This is a genomic window from Streptomyces albicerus (genome assembly GCF_008905045.1).
In the GTDB taxonomy this organism is placed as follows: domain Bacteria; phylum Actinomycetota; class Actinomycetes; order Streptomycetales; family Streptomycetaceae; genus Streptomyces; species Streptomyces albicerus.
Genome location: NZ_VWMY01000048.1, coordinates 12,566 through 34,322 on the forward strand (window position 1 = coordinate 12,566; position 21,757 = coordinate 34,322).

Annotated in this window: 17 protein-coding genes; 4 read left to right on the forward strand and 13 right to left on the reverse strand. The window is 69.8% G+C overall.

The genetic code is table 11. The features are described 5' to 3' along the window. Positions 1–233: 233 nt before the first annotated feature. Positions 234–2,666 (reverse strand): SpoIIE family protein phosphatase, encoded by a 2,433-nt coding sequence (locus GAS53_RS36250; protein ID WP_404829377.1) that lies wholly within the window; start codon positions 2,664–2,666, stop codon positions 234–236. Positions 2,667–2,837: 171 nt separating this feature from the next. Between GAS53_RS36250 and GAS53_RS36255 the strand changes: the two genes are divergently transcribed. Beyond that, positions 2,838–4,301 (forward strand): benzaldehyde dehydrogenase, encoded by a 1,464-nt coding sequence (locus tag GAS53_RS36255; protein ID WP_151482018.1) that lies wholly within the window; start codon positions 2,838–2,840, stop codon positions 4,299–4,301. 124 nt (positions 4,302–4,425) lie between these two features. Here GAS53_RS36255 and GAS53_RS36260 read toward each other — a convergent pair whose 3' ends face one another. Then, entirely contained in the window at positions 4,426–5,556 is a 1,131-nt protein-coding gene (locus GAS53_RS36260) for a LacI family DNA-binding transcriptional regulator (protein WP_151482019.1), read from the reverse strand. 296 nt (positions 5,557–5,852) lie between these two features. On the opposite strand from GAS53_RS36260, the gene GAS53_RS36265 reads away from it, so the two are divergent. Genes GAS53_RS36265 through GAS53_RS36275 form a run of 3 tightly spaced genes read left to right on the forward strand, consistent with a single transcriptional unit; the run spans position 5,853 to position 9,414 of the window. Beyond that, on the forward strand, positions 5,853–6,128 hold the full coding sequence (locus GAS53_RS36265) for a PfkB family carbohydrate kinase (protein WP_225859303.1): 276 nt from the start codon (positions 5,853–5,855) through the stop codon (positions 6,126–6,128). Next, positions 6,128–6,583, forward strand: coding sequence for an RbsD/FucU family protein (locus tag GAS53_RS36270; RefSeq protein ID WP_151482020.1), 456 nt, complete (start codon positions 6,128–6,130; stop codon positions 6,581–6,583). The genes GAS53_RS36265 and GAS53_RS36270 overlap by 1 nt, the downstream gene beginning before the upstream one ends. Then, entirely contained in the window at positions 6,580–9,414 is a 2,835-nt protein-coding gene (locus GAS53_RS36275) for a family 78 glycoside hydrolase catalytic domain (protein WP_151482021.1), read from the forward strand. Before GAS53_RS36270 ends, GAS53_RS36275 begins: the two co-directional genes overlap by 4 nt. A gap of 231 nt (positions 9,415–9,645) precedes the next feature. Here the strand turns inward: GAS53_RS36275 and GAS53_RS36280 are convergent, their stop codons facing one another. The 11 genes from GAS53_RS36280 to GAS53_RS56850 all read right to left on the reverse strand — a co-directional run bounded on the left by GAS53_RS36280 (position 9,646) and on the right by GAS53_RS56850 (position 21,488). Further along, the gene (locus GAS53_RS36280) at positions 9,646–10,662 is read right to left on the reverse strand and encodes a substrate-binding domain-containing protein (protein ID WP_151482022.1); all 1,017 of its coding nucleotides are present in this window, start codon (positions 10,660–10,662) and stop codon (positions 9,646–9,648) included. A gap of 57 nt (positions 10,663–10,719) precedes the next feature. Continuing rightward, positions 10,720–11,817, reverse strand: coding sequence for an ABC transporter permease (locus GAS53_RS36285; RefSeq protein ID WP_225859304.1), 1,098 nt, complete (start codon positions 11,815–11,817; stop codon positions 10,720–10,722). After that, complete coding sequence (locus GAS53_RS36290; RefSeq protein ID WP_151482023.1) at positions 11,814–13,310, reverse strand: sugar ABC transporter ATP-binding protein; 1,497 nt, start codon at positions 13,308–13,310, stop codon at positions 11,814–11,816. The genes GAS53_RS36285 and GAS53_RS36290 overlap by 4 nt, the downstream gene beginning before the upstream one ends. A gap of 15 nt (positions 13,311–13,325) precedes the next feature. Beyond that, the gene (rbsD, locus tag GAS53_RS36295) at positions 13,326–13,730 is read right to left on the reverse strand and encodes a D-ribose pyranase (RefSeq protein WP_151482024.1); all 405 of its coding nucleotides are present in this window, start codon (positions 13,728–13,730) and stop codon (positions 13,326–13,328) included. After that, positions 13,727–14,737 (reverse strand): ribokinase, encoded by a 1,011-nt coding sequence (locus tag GAS53_RS36300; protein WP_151482025.1) that lies wholly within the window; start codon positions 14,735–14,737, stop codon positions 13,727–13,729. Before GAS53_RS36300 ends, rbsD begins: the two co-directional genes overlap by 4 nt. A 165-nt stretch (positions 14,738–14,902) precedes the next feature. After that, the gene (locus tag GAS53_RS36305) at positions 14,903–15,766 is read right to left on the reverse strand and encodes an aldehyde dehydrogenase family protein (protein WP_151482026.1); all 864 of its coding nucleotides are present in this window, start codon (positions 15,764–15,766) and stop codon (positions 14,903–14,905) included. Beyond that, positions 15,763–17,292, reverse strand: a complete 1,530-nt coding sequence (locus GAS53_RS36310) for an aldehyde dehydrogenase family protein (RefSeq protein ID WP_151482076.1) — start codon at positions 17,290–17,292, stop codon at positions 15,763–15,765. The genes GAS53_RS36305 and GAS53_RS36310 overlap by 4 nt, the downstream gene beginning before the upstream one ends. Before the next feature lie 14 nt (positions 17,293–17,306). Beyond that, positions 17,307–18,269 carry a deoxyribose-phosphate aldolase gene (gene deoC / locus GAS53_RS36315; RefSeq protein WP_151482027.1) on the reverse strand — a complete coding sequence of 321 codons (963 nt, stop codon included), beginning with the start codon at positions 18,267–18,269 and terminating at the stop codon, positions 17,307–17,309. Between the two features lie 58 nt (positions 18,270–18,327). Further along, complete coding sequence (locus GAS53_RS36320; protein WP_192583439.1) at positions 18,328–19,329, reverse strand: LacI family DNA-binding transcriptional regulator; 1,002 nt, start codon at positions 19,327–19,329, stop codon at positions 18,328–18,330. A 778-nt stretch (positions 19,330–20,107) separates the two neighbouring features. Beyond that, entirely contained in the window at positions 20,108–20,935 is an 828-nt protein-coding gene (locus GAS53_RS36325) for an SDR family oxidoreductase (protein ID WP_225859305.1), read from the reverse strand. A gap of 109 nt (positions 20,936–21,044) precedes the next feature. Continuing rightward, positions 21,045–21,488, reverse strand: coding sequence for an MqnA/MqnD/SBP family protein (locus GAS53_RS56850; RefSeq protein ID WP_225859306.1), 444 nt, complete (start codon positions 21,486–21,488; stop codon positions 21,045–21,047). Between the last annotated feature and the right edge of the window lie 269 nt (positions 21,489–21,757).

A 21,757-nucleotide genomic window follows, 5' to 3' on the forward strand; every position in this document is an offset into this window, starting at 1 on the left:
TGCGCCGCCTGTCGGTCCCTCCTGACCGACTACCGCCGCACCCTGTCCCAGGTCATGGCTGACGTCAGCGGGCTGCCCGACGAACCAGCGCCACACCGCCGCCTGGTCCCCAGCGCCCGGACCTGGCACCGTTGGCGTCGCCCAATGTGTGATCGGGCTGGCGCAGTACCTCGGCTGTTGCGCCTTCCGGTGCGCTGTGCGGGCAGGGGACGAACTTCGGCGCGCCAGGACCATCAGGTGGTGGGCAGGGTCTGCTCGGCCCAGATCGTCTTGCCGGTGTACGTCTGGCGGGTGCCCCAGCCCTGCGTGAGCTGGGCGACCAGGAGGAGGCCGCGTCCGCCTTCGTCGAACGTGCGGGCCCGGCGCAAGTGGGGGGCGGTGTTGCTGGCGTCGGAGACCTCGCAGATAAGGTTGCGGTCGCGGATCAACCGAAGCTGGATGGGGGCGCCGCCGTAGCGGATGGCATTGGTGACCAGCTCGCTGACGACCAGTTCGGTGACGAACGCCGCCTCGTCCAGGCCCCAAGCTGCCAGCTGCTGGCAGGCGTTCTTACGGGTCTCGGCGACTGCGGCGGGGTCGGTCGGCACGTCCCATGTAGCGACATGGGACGCGTCCATGGCGCGGGTGCGGGCTATCAGCAGCGCCACGTCGTCGGTGGGGCGGGTCGGGAGAAGCGCCCGGAGCACGGTGTCACAGGTGCTCTCCAAAGACGGGTCCGGCCGGACCAGCACCGTGCACAGCGCGTCCAGGCCTTCGTCGATGTCCCGGCCCCGGACCTCTATGAGGCCGTCGGTGTACAGCACGAGGAGACTCCCTTCGGGCAGCTCCATCTCGGTGGCTTCGAAGGGCAGGCCGCCCAGCCCGAGCGGCGGGCCCGCGGGAACGTCGAGGAACTCCACGGCGCCGTCCGGGGTCGCCAGCGCGGGCACGGGGTGCCCCGCGCGAGCCAGGGCGCAGCGCCGGGAGACCGGGTCGTAGACGGCGTACAGGCAGGTGGCGCCGATGTCGCCGGCGGGGCCGGAACCGCTGTCGGCCTCGGCGGACAGCCGGATGACGACGTCGTCCAGGTGGGTCAGCAGTTCGTCGGGCGGGAGGTCGACATCGGCCAGGGTGCGTACGGCGGTGCGCAGTCGTCCCATGGTGGCCGAGGCCTGGATGCCGTGGCCGACGACGTCGCCGACGACGAGGGCGACCCGGGCGCCGGACAGTGGGATCACGTCGAACCAGTCGCCGCCGACGCCGGTCTGGGCACTGGCGGGCAGGTAGCGGGAGGCGACCTCCACGGCGGCCTGCGGGGGCAGCCGCTGTGGCAGGAGACTGGCCTGCAGTGTGAGGGAGGTGCGGCGCTCGCGGGTGTAGCGGCGGGCGTTGTCGATGCACACGGCCGCCCTGGCAGTGATCTCCTCGCCCAGCAGCAGATCGTCCTGCTCGAAGGGCTCCGGGCGCCGATGGCGGGAGAACGTGGCTACGCCGAGGGTGATGCCGCGGGCACGCATCGGCACGGCCAGCACCGAGTGGAAGCCGTACCGTCGCATGCGCTCGGCCCGGTCCGGCGTCTGGATCGCCACCTGGGCTATCGCGGGGGCGGTCACGTTCTCGATCAGCGGCCGGCCGGTGGCCAGGCACCTAGCCGCGGTCGACTTATCCGGGTAGGCGGCCACTATTCCACGCTGGACCACGGCCTCGGGGCAGCCCTCCAGGACGGACTGGTAGGCGACGCGGCGCAGCATGACGGGGCCGGGCGGCGAGCCGGCGCGTGGGTCGTCCCCGCCTTCGATGGCGGGGAGCAGGTCGACGGTGACGAAGTCAGCGAGCCGAGGGATGGCCACGTCGGCGAGTTCCTGCGCGGTGCGGGCGAGGTCCAGGGTGCTGCCGATACGGATGCTGGCGTCGTTGAGCAGGGCCAGACGCTCCCGGGCCAGGTGCTCCGCGGTCATGTCGTGCGCGGCAAGGAGCACCCCCCGCACCGTTCCTTCGGCGTCCCGCACAGGGGTCAGTGACGTCGTCCAGAAGCTCTCGCGTTCATGGCCCGCCAGGCGCAGGGCCACCTGCATGTGCTGTTGTTCGCCGGTCTCCAGCGCCCGCCGCATGGATTGTTCGGTCCGGTTGCTCTGCGGGTCGACCACGATCTCCGATATGCGCAGTCCCTGCATCGCCTTCTCTGGCAGGCCGATCACACGTTCCATGTTCGCGTTCGCCCGCCGCAGCCGCAGGCCGGTGTCGTAGAGCGCCGTCGTATCCGGGGACTGGGTGAACGCCCGCATCACCAGCGTGTCGTCCTGGGAAGGCGACGGCGGGCGGGCCAGGGGACAGACCAGGAACCACGCACCGTCCGAGCCACCCTCGCTGTCCGGCTCCCGGTGGTGGGCCAGCAGGTTCAGTGTGAGGCCATGGCCGTCCCGGTGCAGCAGCGTCGCCGTCCCGTTCCACCTCGGCAGCGTCTTCAGGGACCGCAGTGTCTCGGCAGGCAGCTCCCCGGAGAGCAGCCCGGCCGCGTCCTGGCCGACGACCTCGGCAGGCCGGTATCCCAGCAGGCGCCGCGCCCCCTCGCTCCACCCGGTCACGATGCCGCGCGAATTCACGGTGGCTCTGGCTGTGGCCGTCTCGTCGACGGGATCCTTTCGCCGCGAGGCCCGGTCGTCTCCGGCGGTTTCAGATCGCGTCATGGCGCTCATCCCGCCTTCGCCTCGGTCGTTCCACGATGGGTCGAGCCCCGGCCAGGAGCAACCGATGGCCGTAGCTGCGTGACATATATGCTAAATGAGGCGATATGGACAAAAACTGTAGATTCATTGATGGTGGCTGAAAAGGCTGCCAGGAGACGAAGGGCTGCTGCCATGCATTCCACTGCTGAGGGGAGATGGCCGGACTCAGCCGAGTGGACCGGGAAGATCTACAGCGGCGGCTGGCGGCAGTCCGAAGGCGGCACCCAACACGTGAGTGAACCGGCCACGGGAGAACAGCTGGCGGAGGTGGGTGTGGCGGCGCCCGCGGATGTCGCCCGGGCCGGGGCCCTGGCCACCCGGGCTCAGCGGGCCTGGGCCGAGGTGGCTCCCGCCGAGCGCGCCGAGGTCCTGCTCCGTGCCTCCCGGGCGCTGCGCGACCACAGCGGGGCCATTCGCGAGTGGATCGTCAGGGAGTCCGGAGGCGTCCCGGCGAAGGGCGACTATGAGATCGCGGCCGGGCTCAGCCAGCTGGCACAGGCCGCCGGGCTCGCATCGCTGCCCCGGGGCGAGATCCTGACCCCGTTGGTACCCGGCCAGGCCAGTTACGCGTGGCGGGTACCGCTGGGGGTGGTCGGCGTCATCAACCCCTGGAACGCACCGCTGCTGTTCGCCATGCGGGCCCTCGCGCCCGCCCTTGTCCTCGGCAATGCCGTCCTGCTCAAACCCGATCCCCACACCCCGGTGTCCGGCGGCGTCGTCGTCGCGCGGATGTTCCAGGATGCGGGACTGCCCGAAGGGCTGCTCCACGTCCTGCCCGGAGGTACCGGGACCGGCCGGGCCATCGTGGCCGATCCCCACGTCGCCATGGTCTCGTTCACCGGCTCCACCGAGGCCGGACGGACCGTCGCCCGCGCCGCGGGCGACGGGCTCAAGCGAGTGGCCCTGGAACTGGGCGGCAAGAACTCGATCATCGTGCTCGACGACGCCGACGTCGACGCCGCCGCAGCGTCCGGGGCGATGAGCTCCTTCGGTTATCAGGGGCAGGCCTGTGTCGCCGCCGGACGTCATCTGGTGCACGCCGACCTCGTGGAGCCGTACACCGAAGCGCTGATCAGGCAGGCCAAGGCGCTGCGGATGGGCGACCCCCGCGAGGAAGGTGTGGCAATCGGCCCCGTCATCAGCGAACGCCAGGTCGTGAGGATCGAGCGCATCGTGGACGAGAGCGTGGCCGCCGGAGCGCGGGTGCTGGTCGGCGGACGCCGCGACGGGCTGTTCTACCCGCCTACCGTCCTGGACCACGTCGAGCGGACCATGCCCGCCTTCACCGAGGAGATCTTCGGACCCGTTGCTCCCATCGTTCCGTTCCGCACCGACGCGGAGGCCATCGAGATCGCCAACGACACCGAATACGGCCTGACAGCGGCCGTGCACTCCCGTTCGGTGCCGAGGGCCACCGCCGTCGGCGAGCAGCTGCGCACAGGCATGGTGCACCTCAACGACGTGTCCGCCAAGGACGCCGCGAACGCACCCTTTGGCGGCATGGGAGCATCGGGCAACGGCTCCCGCATCGGCGGCACCGCCAACCTCGAGCAGTTCACCCAGTGGCGCTGGATGACGATGAGCGGGGCGGCCTGACATCCACGCCTTACGGCCGACCAATACGGCGCGTCTCGTAGAGGGTGACCACGAAGGCCCCGCCCAGACCGATTCGGGCGGCCGAAGGAGCCGGCGCGGTGGCGGGGCTCCTGGTCGACGGGGGTTATGAGACTCCTTGGTGGCGTGTGGACGGCGGGGCGGCCGTGGAGCCGCGCACGACCAGGCGGGTGGCCAGCTCCACGTGGTACGAGTCGAGCGGCTCACCGGCTCCGAGCCGCAGCAGCGTGCGCAGCGCGAGGCGCCCCATGTCCTGCAGGGGTTGCCGCACGGTGGTCAGCGGCGGATCGGCGTACTGGGCGGGGTAGGTGTCGTCGAAGCCGACGATGCTCAGCTCTCCGGGTACGGACAGCCCGCACTGGTGTGCGGCCTTCAGCAGCCCGGCCGCGATCGAGTCGTTGGCGGCGAAGACCGCGGTGGGGGGCTCGGCCATCCGGAGCAGCTCCAGGCCCTGGTCGTGGCCGTGCTCGTGGACGAACTCCCCGTCGATGACCAGCTGGGGGTCGACCGGGAGACCCGCGTTGCTCATCGCTGCGAGATAGCCGTGCAGCCGGGCCTGGTTGCAGGTGGCGGTCGCCCGGCCGCCAAGGAAGGCGATCCGCCGGTGGCCGAGTTCGATCAGGTGCTCCGTGGCGGACCGGCCGCCGATCCAGTTGGTGGCACCCACGCTCACTACATCGGCGCGCGGCAGGTTGATGGGGTCGATCACGACCAGCGGCAGCCCGGCCTGCTCAAAGGTCGCGATCCGATCGGGCGTCAGCTCGGAGGTCACCGCGATGACTCCTTCCCGGCCGGCGGCGGCCAGCCGGCCGACCCAGCCGCCGCCGGGCACCCGCGCACCGCCCGGGCCACCGCTGCCGCCCAGGGGCGCCGCACCTCCCGCGCTCACCGCCGTCAGAGCATCGCCGAACTGCCCGACGACCACGTCTACCCCGGCTTCCGACCCCGCCTGGACAACTCCCTGGAGGACCTCCGAGGCGTACGGACTGCTCAGCTTGACCAGGTCGTCGAAGACGAGGTCGATCCCCCGCACGGCCGCCGGCCTGCCCCGCGGGCTGGGCTTGGGCGGGACGTAGCGGTACTCGCGCAGTAGCTGTTCGATACGCGCTCGCGTCTGCGCCCCGACATCCGAGCGCCCGTTGAGCACCTTGGAAACGGTGGCCATCGACACCCCGGCAGCTTCCGAAACCATGGCGAGGGTGGCGCGATTTCCACGGCCGGCCGCTCTCTCGGCCATGAGTCCTCCTCAATGGGTGACGAAATGTTTCGTAATCCGGTCCCGATGGTTCCGCTCCCCTGGCTGGCATCCAGAGCCTGGGGACGGAGTGGCAATTGCACCTTCGACTGGTCTATTCGGTCTCATTGGGCAAAGCCTTGACGCCGGTCGGCCAACTGCCTATGGTACGCCAAAATCGCGAATGTTTCCGAAAGATTTCGTATCCCGGGCTGCGGCCAGACCCCCCTCGGGGCGCACGGGCAGCCTCCGCTCTCCCTGTTCCGATGGCGCGGTCCACCCGAGAGGACTGGTTAGACATGAGGTTGACGGGAGCACGGAAGGCCGCGGCGGAGGTCGGGGACCACCGCATCACGGTGCCGACGAAGCGTGCGTCGCGCTTGGTCGACACGACCGGCGCTGGCGACACGCTCGTCGGAACGCCGGCGGCGGCACCGTCCAGAGGCGGGGAGTTGGCAGCCGCCGTCCACGCCGCCACCGTCGAGTCCGCGGCCGCGTCCGCGGTGAGTCGGCCGGGCGCACGGCATCCGTCCGATGACCTCGCGGTCAGCGAGCTCGCGGGAACGGCGCGCTGATGCTCAAGGCCATCCCGCCCAGGTTCACGCCGGACCTGCTGTGGGCGATCGCGGCGATGGGCCATGGCGATCGCATCGCGATCGTCGACGCCAACTATCCGGCGCATGCCCTTCATACCCGCGTCCTTCCGCTCGCGGGCATCGACACCGTCCAGGCGGGACGGATGGTCACCGCCCTGCTGCCGATCGACGACTTCGTCGAGCCCGCCGCGTTCTGGATGTCCCCGGACGGCAGGCCGGACGAGAACTTCGAGGTGCACGCGCTCTTTCGTGACGCGGTCCAGGCCGCGGAGGGGCGCGCGATCCCGTTTGCCAGCCTGGAGAGATCGGCGTTCTACGCCGAGGCGCGAGGCGCCTTCGCCGTCCTCACGACCGCGGACCTGCGGCCGTTCTCCTGTTTCCTGCTCACCAAGGGCGTGGTCCGCACGACGGCGCCCCCGAAGGAGTCACCATGATCGCCGGAACGACCGTCGGCGCCCTGCGCTGCGAGCACCAGATCGATCCACTCGGCATCGACACCCAGCGGCCGCGGTTCGGCTGGCAGCTGTCGTCCGACAGGCGCAACGTCGTCCAGACGCGCTACCAGATCGTGGTCGGCACGAGCGCGGCGGGCCTGCTCGATGGGCGGGAGCTTGTCTGGGACAGCGCAGCGGTCGAGTCCGACCGATCGGTCGACATCGAGTACGCCGGTCCCGCGCTGCGATCGCGTACGTGCTACTACTGGACCGTCCGGTCATGGATCGGCGACGAGGTCACCGCGTGGGCGGAACCCGCGTGGTGGGAGATGGGGCTGTTGTCGGAGTCGGACTGGTCGGCGCACTGGATCGAAGCCGAGCAGCGCCCCGCACAGCCCGAGCCGCCGATCGAGAACTTCACGCCGGGCGACCTGTCGGTGCTCCTCGACATCCCGGTGCACCACGAGCTGCTCAACCCCGCGCAGTTGATCCGAAAGACGTTCACCGTGGGCGCCGGGGTCGAGCGTGCGCGCGTATACGCCACTGCTCATGGCGTGTACACGCTTGAGCTCAACGGCAGCCGGGTCGGCGACCGCGTGCTGGCGCCTGAGGCCACCGCGTACGACAGCTACCTGATGTACCAGACCTACGACGTCACCGATGCGCTGCGCAGCGGGGAGAACGCGATCGGCGCGACGATCGCCGACGGCTGGTACGCCGGACGGCTCGGCCTGAACGGCGCTGCGGTCAACTACGGCGACAAGCTCGGCCTTCTCCTCCAGCTCGAGATCACCTACGCCGACGGAACCGTCGAGACCATCGCAACTGACGAGAGCTTCCGCTCATCGACCGGGCCCATCCGATACGCCGACCTGCTCATCGGCGAGAAGCGCGACGCGCGGCTCGACCAGCCCGGATGGAGCACCGCGCAGTTCGACGACGCCGACTGGCGGCCTGTCACCGTAGCCGGGCACGGCTACGGAAACGTCGTGGCCCAGTACGGCGAACCCGTCCGCGTCGTCGCGGAGCTCCCGTGCGTCGGCGCCTTCGTCAGCCCGGCCGGAGAGCAGATCCTCGACTTCGGCCAGAACGTGGCTGGGCGGATTCGCATGCGCGTCAGCGGTTCCCGGGGAACGGAGGTCACCCTCGCGCACTCCCAGACGCTCGACGAGGACGGCAACTTCTTCTCCAACATCCTCGGCGCGAACAACGAGAACACCGACGTCTACGTCCTCGCCGGCGAGGGGACCGAGACCTTCGAGCCGCAGTTCACCTACCACGGTTTCCGGTACGTGAAGGTGAGCGGATACCCCGGCGAGCTCGACCCCGCGAACTTCACCTCGGTCGCGCTGTCGTCGGACTCGCCCGCCGCCATCGAGTTCGAGACCTCGGACCCGATGGTGAACAGGATGCAGGACAACATCGCCTGGACGCTGCGCTCCAACTGCCTCTCGATCCCGACCGACAACCCTGACCGCGAGCGAGCCGGATGGAGCGGCGACCTCCAGGCCATCACACCCACCGCGACGTTCAATCTCGGGCTCCAGGCATTCCTCACCCGCTGGCTGCGCAACATGGTGCGTGAGCAGCGGCAGGACGGCCAGATCCCCTGGATCGTCCCCTACTTCAAGTGCTACCGCGACACGATCGAGATCGCGCTCGGCAGCCACAGCGCCGCCGCGTGGGGCGACGTTTCGGTGATCACCCCGTGGACGCTCTACAACGTCTACGGCGACCGGCGCATCCTCGAGGAGACCTACGAGGCGGGGAGGCGTTGGCTGGACTACGTCGCCACGTCGGCGAAGGACTCGCTCAGCGAGGACGACGCCGCCGATCCCGAGCTCGCGCACCTCCGGCGAGCTGTCACCTTCGGCTTCGGAGACTGGCTGACGCCGTCGCAGACCACGGTGGCCGACAGCGGTTTCTACGACCTGGGGAGCACGGTCGACGCCGGTGAGCTCGTTCCCACGCTCTACTACGCGCACTGCGCCGAGTTGCTCGGGAAGATCGCCGCCGTGCTCGGTGAGGAGCGGGAGAGCGCGCGGTTCGCCGAACTTGCCGAGAACGTCAAGCGCAGCTTCCGCAAGGCGTTCGTGCGCGACGACGGGACCCTGACCCAGGACCTGCAGGGCATGTACGTGCTCGCCCTCCAGCTCGATATGGCACCCGACCTGCGCGACCGGTTCCTCCAACGGCTCGTGGAGCTCATCCACAAGAACGGCGGAAAGCTGGACTCCGGTTTTCTCTCCACCCCGTATCTGCTCCCGCTGCTCTCCGAGAACGGACACAACGAACTCGCCTACGCGATCCTGTTCGGCGAGGAGAGCCCCTCGTGGATGTACCAGGTGAAGAACGGCGCCACCACCGTGTGGGAGATGTGGGACTCGATCCAGACCTCGGGCAGGGTGACCAGGACGTCGCAGAATCAACCGGGCCTGACGACCGTCGGCGCCTGGCTCTACCGCACAGTGGGAGGCATCGGCGCGGCGGCGCCCGGCTACAAGCGCATCGACATCAGCCCCAGGCCGAGCGAACGGCTCACCTTCGCCCGCGTCCGGTACGAGTCCGTCCACGGGCCGATCAGCAGCAGCTGGGAGCACACGGACGACCGCATGCGGCTCGCCGTGTCCATCCCTCCCAACACGAGCGCAGCCGTACGCCTCGACGGCGCCGCTCTCGCCGACGTCACGGAGAACGGCACGTCAGTTGCCGACTGCGACGATGTCCTCGCCGCCAGCCAGGCACAGGATGCCGTAATCGTCGAGATCGGATCGGGCGACTATGCGTTCGAGTACGTGCCGCGGACAGAACCGGCGTCGATCGGCGCCTGACTGCCTGCGGCCGCAGCCCGGTGGCGCCACCGGCGGCATTCGCAGGTTGGCATGCAGAGCCTCGCCCCATTGCAGCCGCCACACATCGCTCCCGGCGGGGCACACCAATGCGGCGACCTGCGCCTGTCTGCCTGGCCACAAAGGGGGCGGTGGCCGACTGCTGGCCGTAGCGAGACGTGACCCCGGCGGGGGAGGCGCCGGGGTCACGGGTACTGCGGGGGTCCCGCGTGACTAGCGAAGCGACGCTGGCACGTCGGCGGAGTCGCCGATACCGACCAGGTAGTCCGCGTACTTCTTGACGTTGTCCTTGGTGACGACCTGGCCTTGCAGGGTCTCCTCCTGCGCCACCTTCTTCCCGTCGAGGACGTTGTCCGCGAGGGTGATGACCTTCTGGCCGAGGGCGTAGGGCGACTCGGCGTTGGTGGCGTACATCGTGCCCGCCGCGACAGCCTCCAGCGCGTCGGATATGCCGTCGTTGCCGACGAGTTGGACCTTCCCGGCCAGCTTGCGGGCCTTCAGCGCCGCGAGGGCGCCCATGGCCATCTCGTCGTTGGCGGCGTAGACGCCGTCGATGTCCGGGTGGGCCTGCAGGACGTTGGTCATGACGTCCAGGGCCTTGGACCGGTCGAAGTCCGCGGCCTGCTTGGCAACGATCTTGATCTTCGGGTACTTGGCGATCTGCTCCTCGAAGCCCTTGCTGCGGTCCTGCGCGACGTTGGTGCCCAGGAGTCCCTGGATTTCTACGATCGTGCCCTTTTCGTTCAGGGACTTGGCGAGGGCGTCGGCGGAGTTGCGGCCGGCCTGGATCGCGTCGTAGCCGATGAAGGACGCCAGCTTGCCGCTGTCCGGCTTGCGGTCGAAGGCCAGGACGGGGATGTTCGCGCTGTTGGCCTGGCTGACCGACGAGGTGGCGGACTGGCTGCTGACCGGGTCGATGATCAGGACGCCGACCTGCTTGGAGATGGCGGTCGTCGCCAGGTTGAGGGCGTTGGAGTCGGAGTTGTTGGCGTTCTGCACGCTGAGCTGCACGCCGGACTTCTTCGCCTGGGCCTCGGCGCCGTTCTTGACGCTGACGAAGAACGGGTTGTTCAGGGTGCTCATGATCAGAGTGGCGGTCTTTTTGCCGGACGCCTTGTCGCCGGTTGTGCCGGTCGCGGCGGTCTGGCCGCCACGGCTGCAGCCGGTCAGGGACAGGGCGGTCACGGCCGCGAGTACGGCGGTTGTTCTGAGGGTGCGGGTGAGGGACATGGTGCGGCTCCTTCGGGGGGGCGGGGCGTCAGGGCGTGGGGCGTGAGCGGTGGGACATCAGGGGGTCGGGCGTGCGGCGGGGACGCCGGCGGACTGCTGGCGGGGCGCGTCCGGATCCAGGGTGGGAACTGGGGTGGGCTGGACGGTGGGGAGGCCGTCATCGGGTGCGGACGATCCCGGGGGCGCGGAGGGTCCGCGCCGGGGGATGAGGGCCCGCAGGGCGTCGACGTTGCGGTCGAGGAACACGGCCAGCAGGATCACCAGGCCCTTGACCACGCTCTGCAGGAACGGGGACACGTCGAGGAGGTTCATCCCGTTGTCGATGACGCCGAGGACGAGCGCTCCGACGAGCGTGCCGATCAGCCTGCCCCGGCCGCCCGCGAGGCTGGTGCCGCCGATGATGACGGCCGCGATGGACTCGAGTTCCAGTCCGGTTCCGGCGGTCGGCTCGGCGGTGGACAGACGGGCGGTGAGGATGAAGCCGCCGAGGGCAGCGAGCAGTCCGCTGATCATGAAGGCGAGGATCTTCACCCGCTGGGTCCTGATGCCCGACAGCCGGGCGGCCTCGTGGTTGTCCCCGGTCGCGTAGACGAAGCGGCCGAAGCCAGTACGGGCCAGCAGGACGCCGAACAGGCCGAAGCCGGCCACCATGATCCACACCGGTACGGGGATCCCGGCGAGGTAGGCCTGGCCGATCCCCTGGAAGTCGTAGTCGGTGACCGCGACGGGGTTGCCTGAGGTCAGCTGGAGCGTCATCCCGGCCAGGATCGACATCATGGCCAGCGTGGCGATGAAGGATGGCATCCGGGTCCGGGTCACGAGCAGGCCGTTGACCAGGCCGACGGCGGCGCCGACGCCGAGTCCCGCCGCCAGCGCGGGGAGCAGCCCATGGTCACGGAGGACGAGAGCGGTCACGACGGAGGAGAATCCGAGCGTGGCTCCGACGGACAGGTCGATCTCGGCGAGAATGATCACGTAGGTCTGGCCGATGGCCAGCAGTGCGACCACCGAGGTGGCCAGGCCCACGTTCAGCAGGTTGCTGCTGGTCAGAAAGACCGGCGACGCGATGCTGAGGATCACACCGACCAGCAGCAGCATCCACACGGCGCGCAGCTGGCGGGCTACGGATTTCAGGGTCGAACGGGTCGGACTCATGCGGCACCTACCAGTGCGTGCTCCAGGACGGACTGCTCGTCGAGGCGGTCGCCGATGAGCTCGGCCACCACCCGCCCTTGGCGCATGACGACCGCGCGGTCGGACATGGCGACGAGCTCGGGAAGGTCGGAAGTGACCAGGACGACGGCGACACCGTCGGCCGTGAGTTGGTTGATGATGCGGTAGATCTCGGTCTTCGCGCCGACGTCGACGCCTCGGGTGGGCTCGTCCATCAGCAGGACCCGCGGGCCTGACAGAACCCACTTCGCGAACAGCGCCTTCTGCTGGTTGCCGCCGGACAGGGACGACATGGCGACTGCGGGTGAGGCGGCCCGTACCCGCAGCCGCGCCATGACGTCGCCGCAGGCGCTCCGCTCCCGGCCACGGCGTACCAGGTCCGCGGGGCCCGTGTAACGGCGAAGGGTCGCCAGGGAGATGTTGGTCTCCACCGACAGATCCGCGCACAGGCCTTCGGCTCCTCGGTCCGGCGTGAGGTAGGCGATCTTGTGGCGGATGGCGTCCTGGACGCCGCGCAGTCGCACCGGGCGGCCGTCCACCTCGACTGTCCCGGCGGTGAACCGCTCCAGGCCGAACAGAGCGCGCAGCAACGAGCTCCGGCCGCAGCCGACCACGCCGCCGATGCCGAGCACCTCGCCCGCGCGTACGTCCAGGTCGATGCCGTGGAACGCCCGCCCGGCAGCCGCACCGCGGACCCTGAGCACGACGTCGTCCCTGCTGTTGGGCTCCTTGGGGTAAAAGTCGTCCACGGCGTTGCCGACCATCGCCGCGACGACCTGCGCCGGCCCGGTCTCGGCGGTGGGCGTGTTCAGGGCGACCTGCCCGTCGCGCAGCACGACGATGCGGTCCGCGAGCTGGAAGATCTCGTCCAGCCGGTGGCTGATGTAGACGATGGACACGCCCTCGGCCCGCAATCGCTCGACCTGCTGGAAGAGCTGCTGCGACTCGCGCTCGTCGAGCGCCGCCGTGGGCTCGTCGAGGATGAGCAGCCTGAGGTCGTGCGAGGTGGCCTTGGCGATCTCGACCATCTGCTGCTCGGCGACGCCGAGCGAGCCGACGGATCGGCGCACATCGATGTCCATGCCGAGGCCGCCGAGGACGGACTGCGCCTCGCGGGCCATCCGCTTCTTGGAGACCAGCAGCCGTCCGAAGTGCCGCTCGCGGTCGAGGACATGGATGTTCTCGGCCACGGTGAGGTGCGGGAACAGGTTCTGCCGGAACTCCTGGTAGATCACCTCGATGCCGCGGGCCATCGCGGCCTGGGGGTCCTTGAACGTCACGGGTTCGCCGTCGATGAGGACCTGCCCGGAGTCCGGCCGGTGCGCACCGGAGATCACCCGGGTGAGCGTGGACTTCCCGGCGCCGTTCTCCCCGGCCAGGGCCACGACCTCACCCGGACCGACCTCGAAGGTGACCCCGCGCAACACACTGTTCTCGCCGAAGGACTTGCGCACGTCCTGAAGTCGTAGCCGCATGTCTGGCCCCGCTTCTCAGTACACGACACCCGCGGTGAGCAGCACGTTCGCGTACGGGGTGAACTCCCCGGAGCGAACGGCGGCCCGCGCGCCGGTGGTCGCCTGCTTGAAGGTGGTGTGGGGGACGAAGCGGAGCTCGACCCCGTGGGCGGAGAACCGCTTCTCGATCTCGGCGAGCATCTGCGGGCTCGCGTCCTTGATCTCCTCGGAGAGGAGCACGTCCTCGACCGCCACCTCGGCCAGGACCACATCGAGGAGGTCCAGGAAGCGCGGCAGGTTCTCGCGGACGGCGAGGTCGACGCGTTCCACGCCGGCCGGGATCGGCAGGCCCGCGTCGGTGACGACGAGCTGGTCGGTGTGGCCGGTCTCGGAGATGACCCGGGCCAGTTGGCCGTTGAGGGTTCCGTTGTTGCGCCTCACGAGGTGGCTCCTTCCGTGATGTGCGCGGGGGCGGGGACGGGGTGCACGGGGAGAAGAGGGTGGGTGTCGAGCAGGGCCGACACCGCTGTCAGGTCCGGTAGCGAGGGGCTCGCGCCGGGGCAGGTGGTGGCCAGGGCGCCGGCGGCCATGCCGCGTCGTACGGCGAGGTCGTTGTCGAGGCCGGCGGCGAGCGCCGCGCCGAGTGCGCCGGTGAAGGCGTCCCCGGCCGCCGTGGTGTCCACGGGGACGACCGGGAAGGCGGGGAAGTGCGAGGTGACCTCGGATCCGGGGGCGGAGCTGTTCTTCGTGCGGGTCACCGACACCGCTCCGGCTCCGCCGAGGGTGATCAGGGCATGCCGTACGCCCCGGTCCAGGAACCAGCGGGCGGCCCGCTCGGCGGACTCGACACCGTCGACCTCGCTACCGGTCAGCGCGGTGGCCTCGCTCTCGTTGGGCGTGACGATGTCGACGTACGGCCAGATGTCCTCGGGCAGCGCCTGGGCGGGAGCGGGGTCGAGGACGACGGTGAATCCGGCGTCGGCACCGGCCTCGGCGGCGTGCCGGGTGACCGCGGCGGGGATCTCCAGTTGCAGCAGCATCACGCGGGTACGGTCCTGGGTCGCCGCGATGCTCCGGTCGACCATCTCGGCCGTGAGGTCGGCGTTGGCGAGGGGGGTGATGACGATGTCGTTCTCACCGGAGGCGTCGACCCGGATGTGTGCCACCCCGGTGCGGCCCGGCACGGTGCGCACCTCGGAGGTGTGGACGCCGTGCTCGCGCAGGGAGTCCATGACGATGTCCCGGAACAGGTCCTCTCCGACGCAGCCGACCATCCAGGTGGGCGCGCCCGCCCTGGCGGCGGCGACGGCCTGGTTGGCTCCCTTTCCGCCGAGGAAGAGGGTGAAGTCGTCCCCCAGCACTGTTTCGCCACGTTGTGGCAGCCGCCGGCTGAATGCGGTGACGTCTGCGGTGATGCTGCCGACGACGAGTACACCGTCCCGGGCCATCGCGGTCCTCCTGTTGGGGCATGTGGGGCGTGGGCTGTCTTGGATGAGCGGGTATGGGCTGTTTTCGGGATGAGCGGGGTAGGGACACGGCCCGGTGGGCGGTGCCTGCTCATGTGGGGAAGGCGGTGTTGCGGTTGTACGGGCGGTGGTGGTGCCCGGCGTCGGTCAGGTCCCGGTGGGATGCCAGACCGTCTTGGTCTCCAGCCAGTGCGTCAGCCGGGTGAGGCCCGGTTCGGCGGCCCAGTCTTCGGCGCCCGGACGCAGGACACGTTTGAGGTTGTCGGCCGCCGCCGTCTCCAGCTCGGCGGCCAGGTCGCCGGGGGCACCGGCGAGGTCGAGCCCGTTGACGTCCATATGGGCAGCGAGATGCGGGGCGATCTCGGCCGTACGTCCGGTGAGGACGTTGACGACACCGCCGGGGACGTCGGAGGTCGCCAGTACCTCGCCGAGGGACACCGCCGGCAGCGGGCCGGTTTCGCTCGCCAGTACTACCACCGTGTTGCCAGTGATCACTACGGGGGCGACGACGGAGACGAGACCGAGCAGTGAGGAGTCGTGCGGTGCCAGGACGGCCACGACCCCGGTGGGCTCGGATGTGGAGAGGTTGAAGTACGGCCCGGCCACGGGATTGGCGGCGCCAGTGATCTGGGCGATCTTGTCGGCCCATCCCGCGTACCAGACCAGCCGGTCGACGGCGGCGTCGACGGCGCCGGCGGCATCCCTCTTCGTGAGCCCTTCCGCGGCGCGCACCTCGTCGGCGAACTGTGCCCGCCGGCCTTCGAGGAGTTCCGCCACGCGGTACAGAACCTGGCCACGGTTGTAGGCCGTCGCCCCGGACCAGCCCGGGAACGCCTTGCGGGCCGCCACCACCGCGTCACGGGCGTCCTTGCGCGATGCCATCGCGGCGTTGGCGAGGAAGCCGCCCGGGGCCGTGGTGACCGGGTAGCTGCGTCCGGATTCGCTGCGGGGGAACCTGCCGCCCACATAGAGCTTGTACGTCTTTCGCACGGCCAGTCTCTCGGTGCTCATCGGGCGTCCTCCAGGTCCACGCCGGGCCCGTGGTCGAGCCCGGGGCCGGTGCCGCCGTCATGGTCAAGGCCGTCGAGGGCGAGGTAGGCGTCGAGCCCGTGCCGGCCGCCCTCGCGTCCGTACCCGGACTCCTTGTAGCCCCCGAACGGCGAGGCCGGGTCGAAGCGGTTGTACGTGTTGGTCCACACCACTCCGGCCCGCAGCCGGGCGGCCGTCCACAGCGCGCGCGAGCCTTTCTCGGTCCAGACACCGGCGGCGAGCCCGTACGGTGTGTTGTTCGCCTTCTCGACCGCTTCCTCAGCGGTCCGGAAGGTGAGCACCGACAGGACGGGGCCGAATATCTCCTCGCGGGCGATGCGGTGTGCCTGGCTGACGCCTGTGAACACGGTCGGGGGGAACCAGTAGCCCTGGTCGGGCAGTTCGCAGGCCGGGGACCAGCGCTGTGCGCCCTCCGCCTCACCCGCGTTCGCAAGTTCGTGGATACGGGCCAGCTGCCCGGCGGAGTTGATGGCTCCGATGTCGGTGTTCTTGTCGAGCGGGTCACCGAGGCGCAGTGTGCCCAGGCGGCGCCGGAGCGAGTCGAGCACCTCGTCGTGCACCGACTCCTGTACGAGCAGCCGGGATCCGGCACAGCAGACGTGGCCCTGGTTGAAGAAGATGCCGCTGACCACGCCTTCCACGGCCTGGTCGACGGCCGCGTCGTCGAAGACGATGTTGGCGGCCTTGCCGCCCAGTTCGAGCGTCACCTTCTTGCTCGTGCCGGCGACCTGCCGGGCGATCGCCTTGCCGACCTCGGTGGAGCCGGTGAAGGCCACCTTGTCCACGCCCGGGTGCCCGGCGACGGCTCGGCCGGTCTCCCCGGCACCCGTCACGATGTTGACGACACCGGGCGGCAGTTCGGCCTGCCGGCAGACCTCCGCGAACAGCAGCGCGGTGAGCGGGGTGGTCTCGGCGGGCTTGAGGACGACGGTGTTGCCGCAGGCGAGCGCCGGGGCCACCTTCCACGCCAGCATCATCAGCGGGAAGTTCCAGGGGATGACCTGGCCGACGACACCCAGCGGGCGCGCGGTCCGGCCGCCGGTGGCGTAGCGGAGCTTGTCGGCCCAGCCCGCGTAGTAGAAGAACCAGGCCGCCGAGAGCGGGACGTCGACGTCGCGCGACTCCTTGATCGGCTTGCCGTTGTCCAGGGTTTCGAGCACCGCGAACTCACGGGCCCGTTCCTGCAGGATCCGGGCGATACGGAAGAGGTACTTGGCGCGTTCCCGGCCCGGCAGCCGTGACCAGGTCCGCTCGTAGGCGCGCCGGGCCGCCCGCACCGCACGGTCCACGTCGCCCGCCCCCGCGTCGGAGACCTCGCAGAGGACCTCCTCGGTGGCCGGGTTGACGGTCTTGAACGTGCCGCCGTCGGCCGGTTCGGTGAACTCGCCGTCGATGAACAGTCCGTAGGACGGAGCGATGTCGACGACGGCGCGCGACTCGGGCGCGGGGGCGTAGCTGAAGGCGCTGCTGATGCCGCTGCCTGTCATGGCGGTCACCGTCCTCAGTCCAGGGAGACGTAGTCGGGGCCGCAGTAGCGGCCGGTGGCTGCCTTCGTACGCTGCATGAGCAGGTCGTTGAGCAGGCTGGACGCGCCGAGGCGGAACCACCGCGGGTCCAGCCAGTCCTCGCCCGCGATCTCATTGACCTGGACGAGGTGGCGCAGGGCGTCCTTCGTGGTGCGGATGCCGCCAGCCGGTTTCACGCCGACCTGGCGTCCGGTGGCCGCCCGGTAGTCACGGACCGCCCCCAGCATCACCAGCGTCACGGGCAGCGTCGCCGCCGGGAACACCTTGCCGGTGGAGGTCTTGATGAAGTCGCCGCCGGCGAGCATGGCCAGCCAGGACGCGCGGCGCACGTTGTCGTACGTCGTGAGCTCGCCGGTCTCCAGGATCACCTTGAGGTGCGCGGTTCCGCAGGCCTCTTTGACGGCGCGGATCTCCTCGTAGACCTGGAGATAGCGGCCGGAGAGGAACGCTCCCCGGTCGATCACCATGTCGATCTCGTGTGCGCCCGCGGCCACCGCGTCCGCGGTGTCGGCCAGTTTCACGGGCAGCGCCGCCCGGCCGGCCGGGAACGCCGTCGCCACGCTGGCGACCTGTACGGGACTGCCGCGCAGCGCCTCGACGGCGACCGGGACGAGGTCGGGGTAGACGCACACCGCGGCCACCGGCGGGGTGGTGGGGTCGGCGGGGTCCGGGCGGCGGGCCTTGGCGCACAGCGACCGGACCTTGCCGGGGGTGTCCGCTCCTTCCAGTGTGGTCAGGTCGATCAGTCGAATGGCCAGGTCAAGGGCCCAGGCCTTGGCCGTGGTCTTGATGGACCGGGTGGCAAGGGCCGCGGAGCGGGCGTCGGCGCCCACCTGATCCACGCCGGGCAGGCCGCGCAGGAAGCGGCGCAGCGAGGCGTCGGAGGATATGAGGTCCTCGACGGTTCCGGGGTCGAGGCCGGTCAGAGTGGCAGTCACAGTCGCGTGTCCTTCCGGACGTCCGGATGTCCCGGACGGCGGGGCTGCGGGGTGTGGGCTACTGCCGCGGCAGTCCCGTGGAGCCGCGTTGCAGGAGCTTGGTGTCGAGCACAACGCGCCGCGGACTGCGGTCCCGGTCGGACTGGCCGAGCCGTTGGAGCAGCAGTCGCATGGCGAGAACGCCCTGGTCGACCATGGGACGGTCGATGACGGTGAGCGGTGGGTTCAGCAGCGGTCCGGTGTCGAGGTCGTCGAAACCGATGATGCTGAGCTGGTCGGGGACGGTGACGCGCATGTCGTGCAGGGCCTTCAGCGCGCCGACTGTCATGAGGTTGTTGGCCGTGAAGAGCGCCGTGGGCGGTTGGTTCGACGACAGCAGGGAGAGGGTGAGCTGGTAGCCGCTCTCCTCGCGGAAATCGCCGATGAGGTCGAACTCGGGGTGGAGTTCCACACCGGCCTCGGCGAGCGCCTCGAGGAAGCCCTCGCGGCGGGCACGTCCCGGCGTGGTCACCTGCTGGCCGCTGATGGCGGCGATGCGGGTGTGTCCGAGCGACAGCAGGTGTGCGGCCGCCTGCCGGCCGCCTTCCCGGTTGTTGACCAGTACCGCGTCGAAGTGCTCGCCGCCCGCGAGGTCACGGTCCACGAAGACCAGCGGTACGCCGGCGTCGCGAACGTGCAACGGAGTCTGATCCTGTTCCGTCGCGGGGGCCAGGATCACGCCGTCGACCTGGTGGATCATGTCGGCGAGCAACTCGTCCTCTCGGTCGCTGCTCTCGTCGCTGTTGGCGAGCAGGATCCGGTAGCCCTGGCCCCGGGAGGCCGATTCCATGCCTTTCACTACGGCGGCGAAGTACGGGTTCGTGATGTCGGGGACCACGACGCCGATCATGTGGGTACGGCCGGATTTCAGTGACTGCGCGGCGACGCTGGGCCGGTAGCCCAGTTCGTCGACGGCCGCCTGGATGGCCTCCGCGGACCGGACGCGCTGGCCGCGCAGATGCCGCGAGACCGTTGCGGCGGAGACACCGGCGCGGGCAGCTACGTCGTGGATGGTGCTCACTGCGATCTCCCGTTGCCGTACTGAAACCGTTGTCAGAGAACGATTGCAGTGGCGTGAACCAGACGTCAATGGCCAGTAAGCACTTTTCTTATCCGTTACCGGCAAGGCGCCGGTCCCCTTCTGCGCCTCCGAGGCCGAGGCCAGCCAGGAACTTGGCAGGCCGTACCGCGCCGGCCGCGAAAGGAGAAGCGGCTGCGCACACCTGCATCGCCTGATCACAGAGCGGGAACCGGCTTGCCGTCGGAGCAGCGAGGCCGAGCATGCCGATGCTCCAGATGCAGCAGCCTTGTCGCGGACCTGCAGCGTGTTGCAGATGAGCCGCATGAGGAGGTACGGACCCATGAGCCAGGCGGTCTCCTGCATCAACTCGGCGGCAACCACCGGGGACGTTGCGCACGGCGGCCAGCCCGCTCGACAGGCGGCGCCGAAGCCGCGGCGGGTCCCGCGACCTCGACGGTTCCCCCGAGGTCGCGGGCCAGCCCGGCAAGCCGTCGGTGGATCCGTTGCCCACCACCCGCGCCCGCAATGCCGCAGTGACACGAGGGGACATCCAGGGCAGGGCCTCGACCTCCATCAACAAGGGCGAATCACGTCGGCAGTCGCCGCGATCGTCTCCGCTTCCGGTTCCGTGGCAGGGGAGAGCATGGCCGACGCGCTGCGCGAAGTCTGAGGCCGGGCTTCGGTGGCTTTCCACGGTCACCGTCCGCGTGTTGCGCGACGGTACTGGACCGGGTCGCCGATCGCCGCCCCAAGTCCCGCGAAGGCTGGCATGCATGGGTCACGCCCCCGTGGCCGCCTTGGCGATCGACCTCACCCGGCGGTCGAACTCCCGGTTGAGTAGCGGCATCAACACACTGCCGAACCGCGCCAGCGCCCGTGTGCCCGTGTCCGGGCAGATCACGAAACGCCGGCGGTCGATCCCTGCCATGATCGCCGCCGCGACCTTCTCCGCGGTCAACGGTTTGATCGTTCCGCCGACCGCCCGGGTCTCCTCCGGCTTCCACTGGTTCTCCTCGGCGAGTTGCGGGGTGTCCACGTCCGGTGGGAAGACGACACCGACGTGCACTCCGCGCGGCGTCAGCTCGGCCCGTATCGACTCCATCAGCCCGCGAACGGCGAACTTGGCCGGTCCGTAGGCGCTGTAACCGAAGATCCCGATCAGCCCGGCGGCGGAGGACACCGCGACCACGCTGCCCCGCCCGCGCTCCACCATGCCCGGCACCACGGCCCGCAGGGCGTGCAGCGTCCCGAAGTAGTCGACCTCGATCATCTCTCGGAAGACCTCGTCGGACAGCTCCAGGAAGTGCCCGGGGCGAGCAAGCCCCGCCGACGTGACAAGGATGTCGCAGGGCTGTCCCTGCTCCTCCTCAAGCTCGGTGATGGCGAGGGTCAGGGCCGCCTGATCGGCCACGTCGGCCGCCCGCGCGGAGGCCGACAGCTCCGTCGCCGCCGCCTCCAGACGGTCCCGTCCCCGCGCGATCAGGGACACCTTCGCGCCCCGCTCCGCGAGCAGCCGGGCCGTGGCCAGGCCGATGCCGCTCGACCCACCGGTCACGATCACATGGGCCGAACTGACGTCCAGGGAACGTGCATTCCTCAAGATCATGCGCTGAACAGTAGCGGCGGCCGACCGCAAAACGCCGTCCGAGCTGGTAGAACGCTCTTACTCACGGCGGGCGTACCAGAGTTCGGTCTGCTGGGCCAAGGCTGGGCCGCTAGGTCACCGAAGCGAAGACCGCCGCCGAACCCGTCGTATCGACCGCGAAGTCCTCATGACCGCTGCGGTGCGCGGACTCCGATAGCCCCGCCAACTGCCGCTCTGTCAGGAAGAAGTCGAGTGCGCCGGTGAAGTAGTACTCCAGTGTCGCGGCATCGAACTCCTCCCACTGAGCCGCGCGCCGCGCCAGCTCGGCGGCCTCGGTCTTCGCCAGATCCCGCGCCGCAAGCAGAGCGCCGTGGACCTCTCGCACCATGTGCGGTGCCTGCGCGGCCACGTCGCGACGGACCGTCCACACTCCGAACACGAAAGGCAGGCCGGTCCACTGCTTCCACAGCGCTCCCAGGTCGTACACGTGCTGTCCGTCACGTGCGACCCGGTCCACCACGTAACGCAGCGCCAAGCCGCCGGTGAGCACCGCCGCGTCCGCCACATGCAGCATGTCGTCAAGTCCTCGGAGAAGTGACGTACCGCGGGCATTCCATCTCCTGCTGTTCCAGGAGCAGTTGGGCCAGCCGACCGCAGGTCGGACTGCCCGACGCGATCGCGACGGTCCGGCCCTCCAGTTCCACGATCGGTACCTCGCGACGATCGCGCACGACAAGACCGGCCCGTCACTGCCCGTGCCGATACCCGGCAAGAGCACCAAGTGGTCACACGGAGCAGTTACTCCGCCACCGGCACCGCCGCAATGTCGAGGTCTCCGGCCAG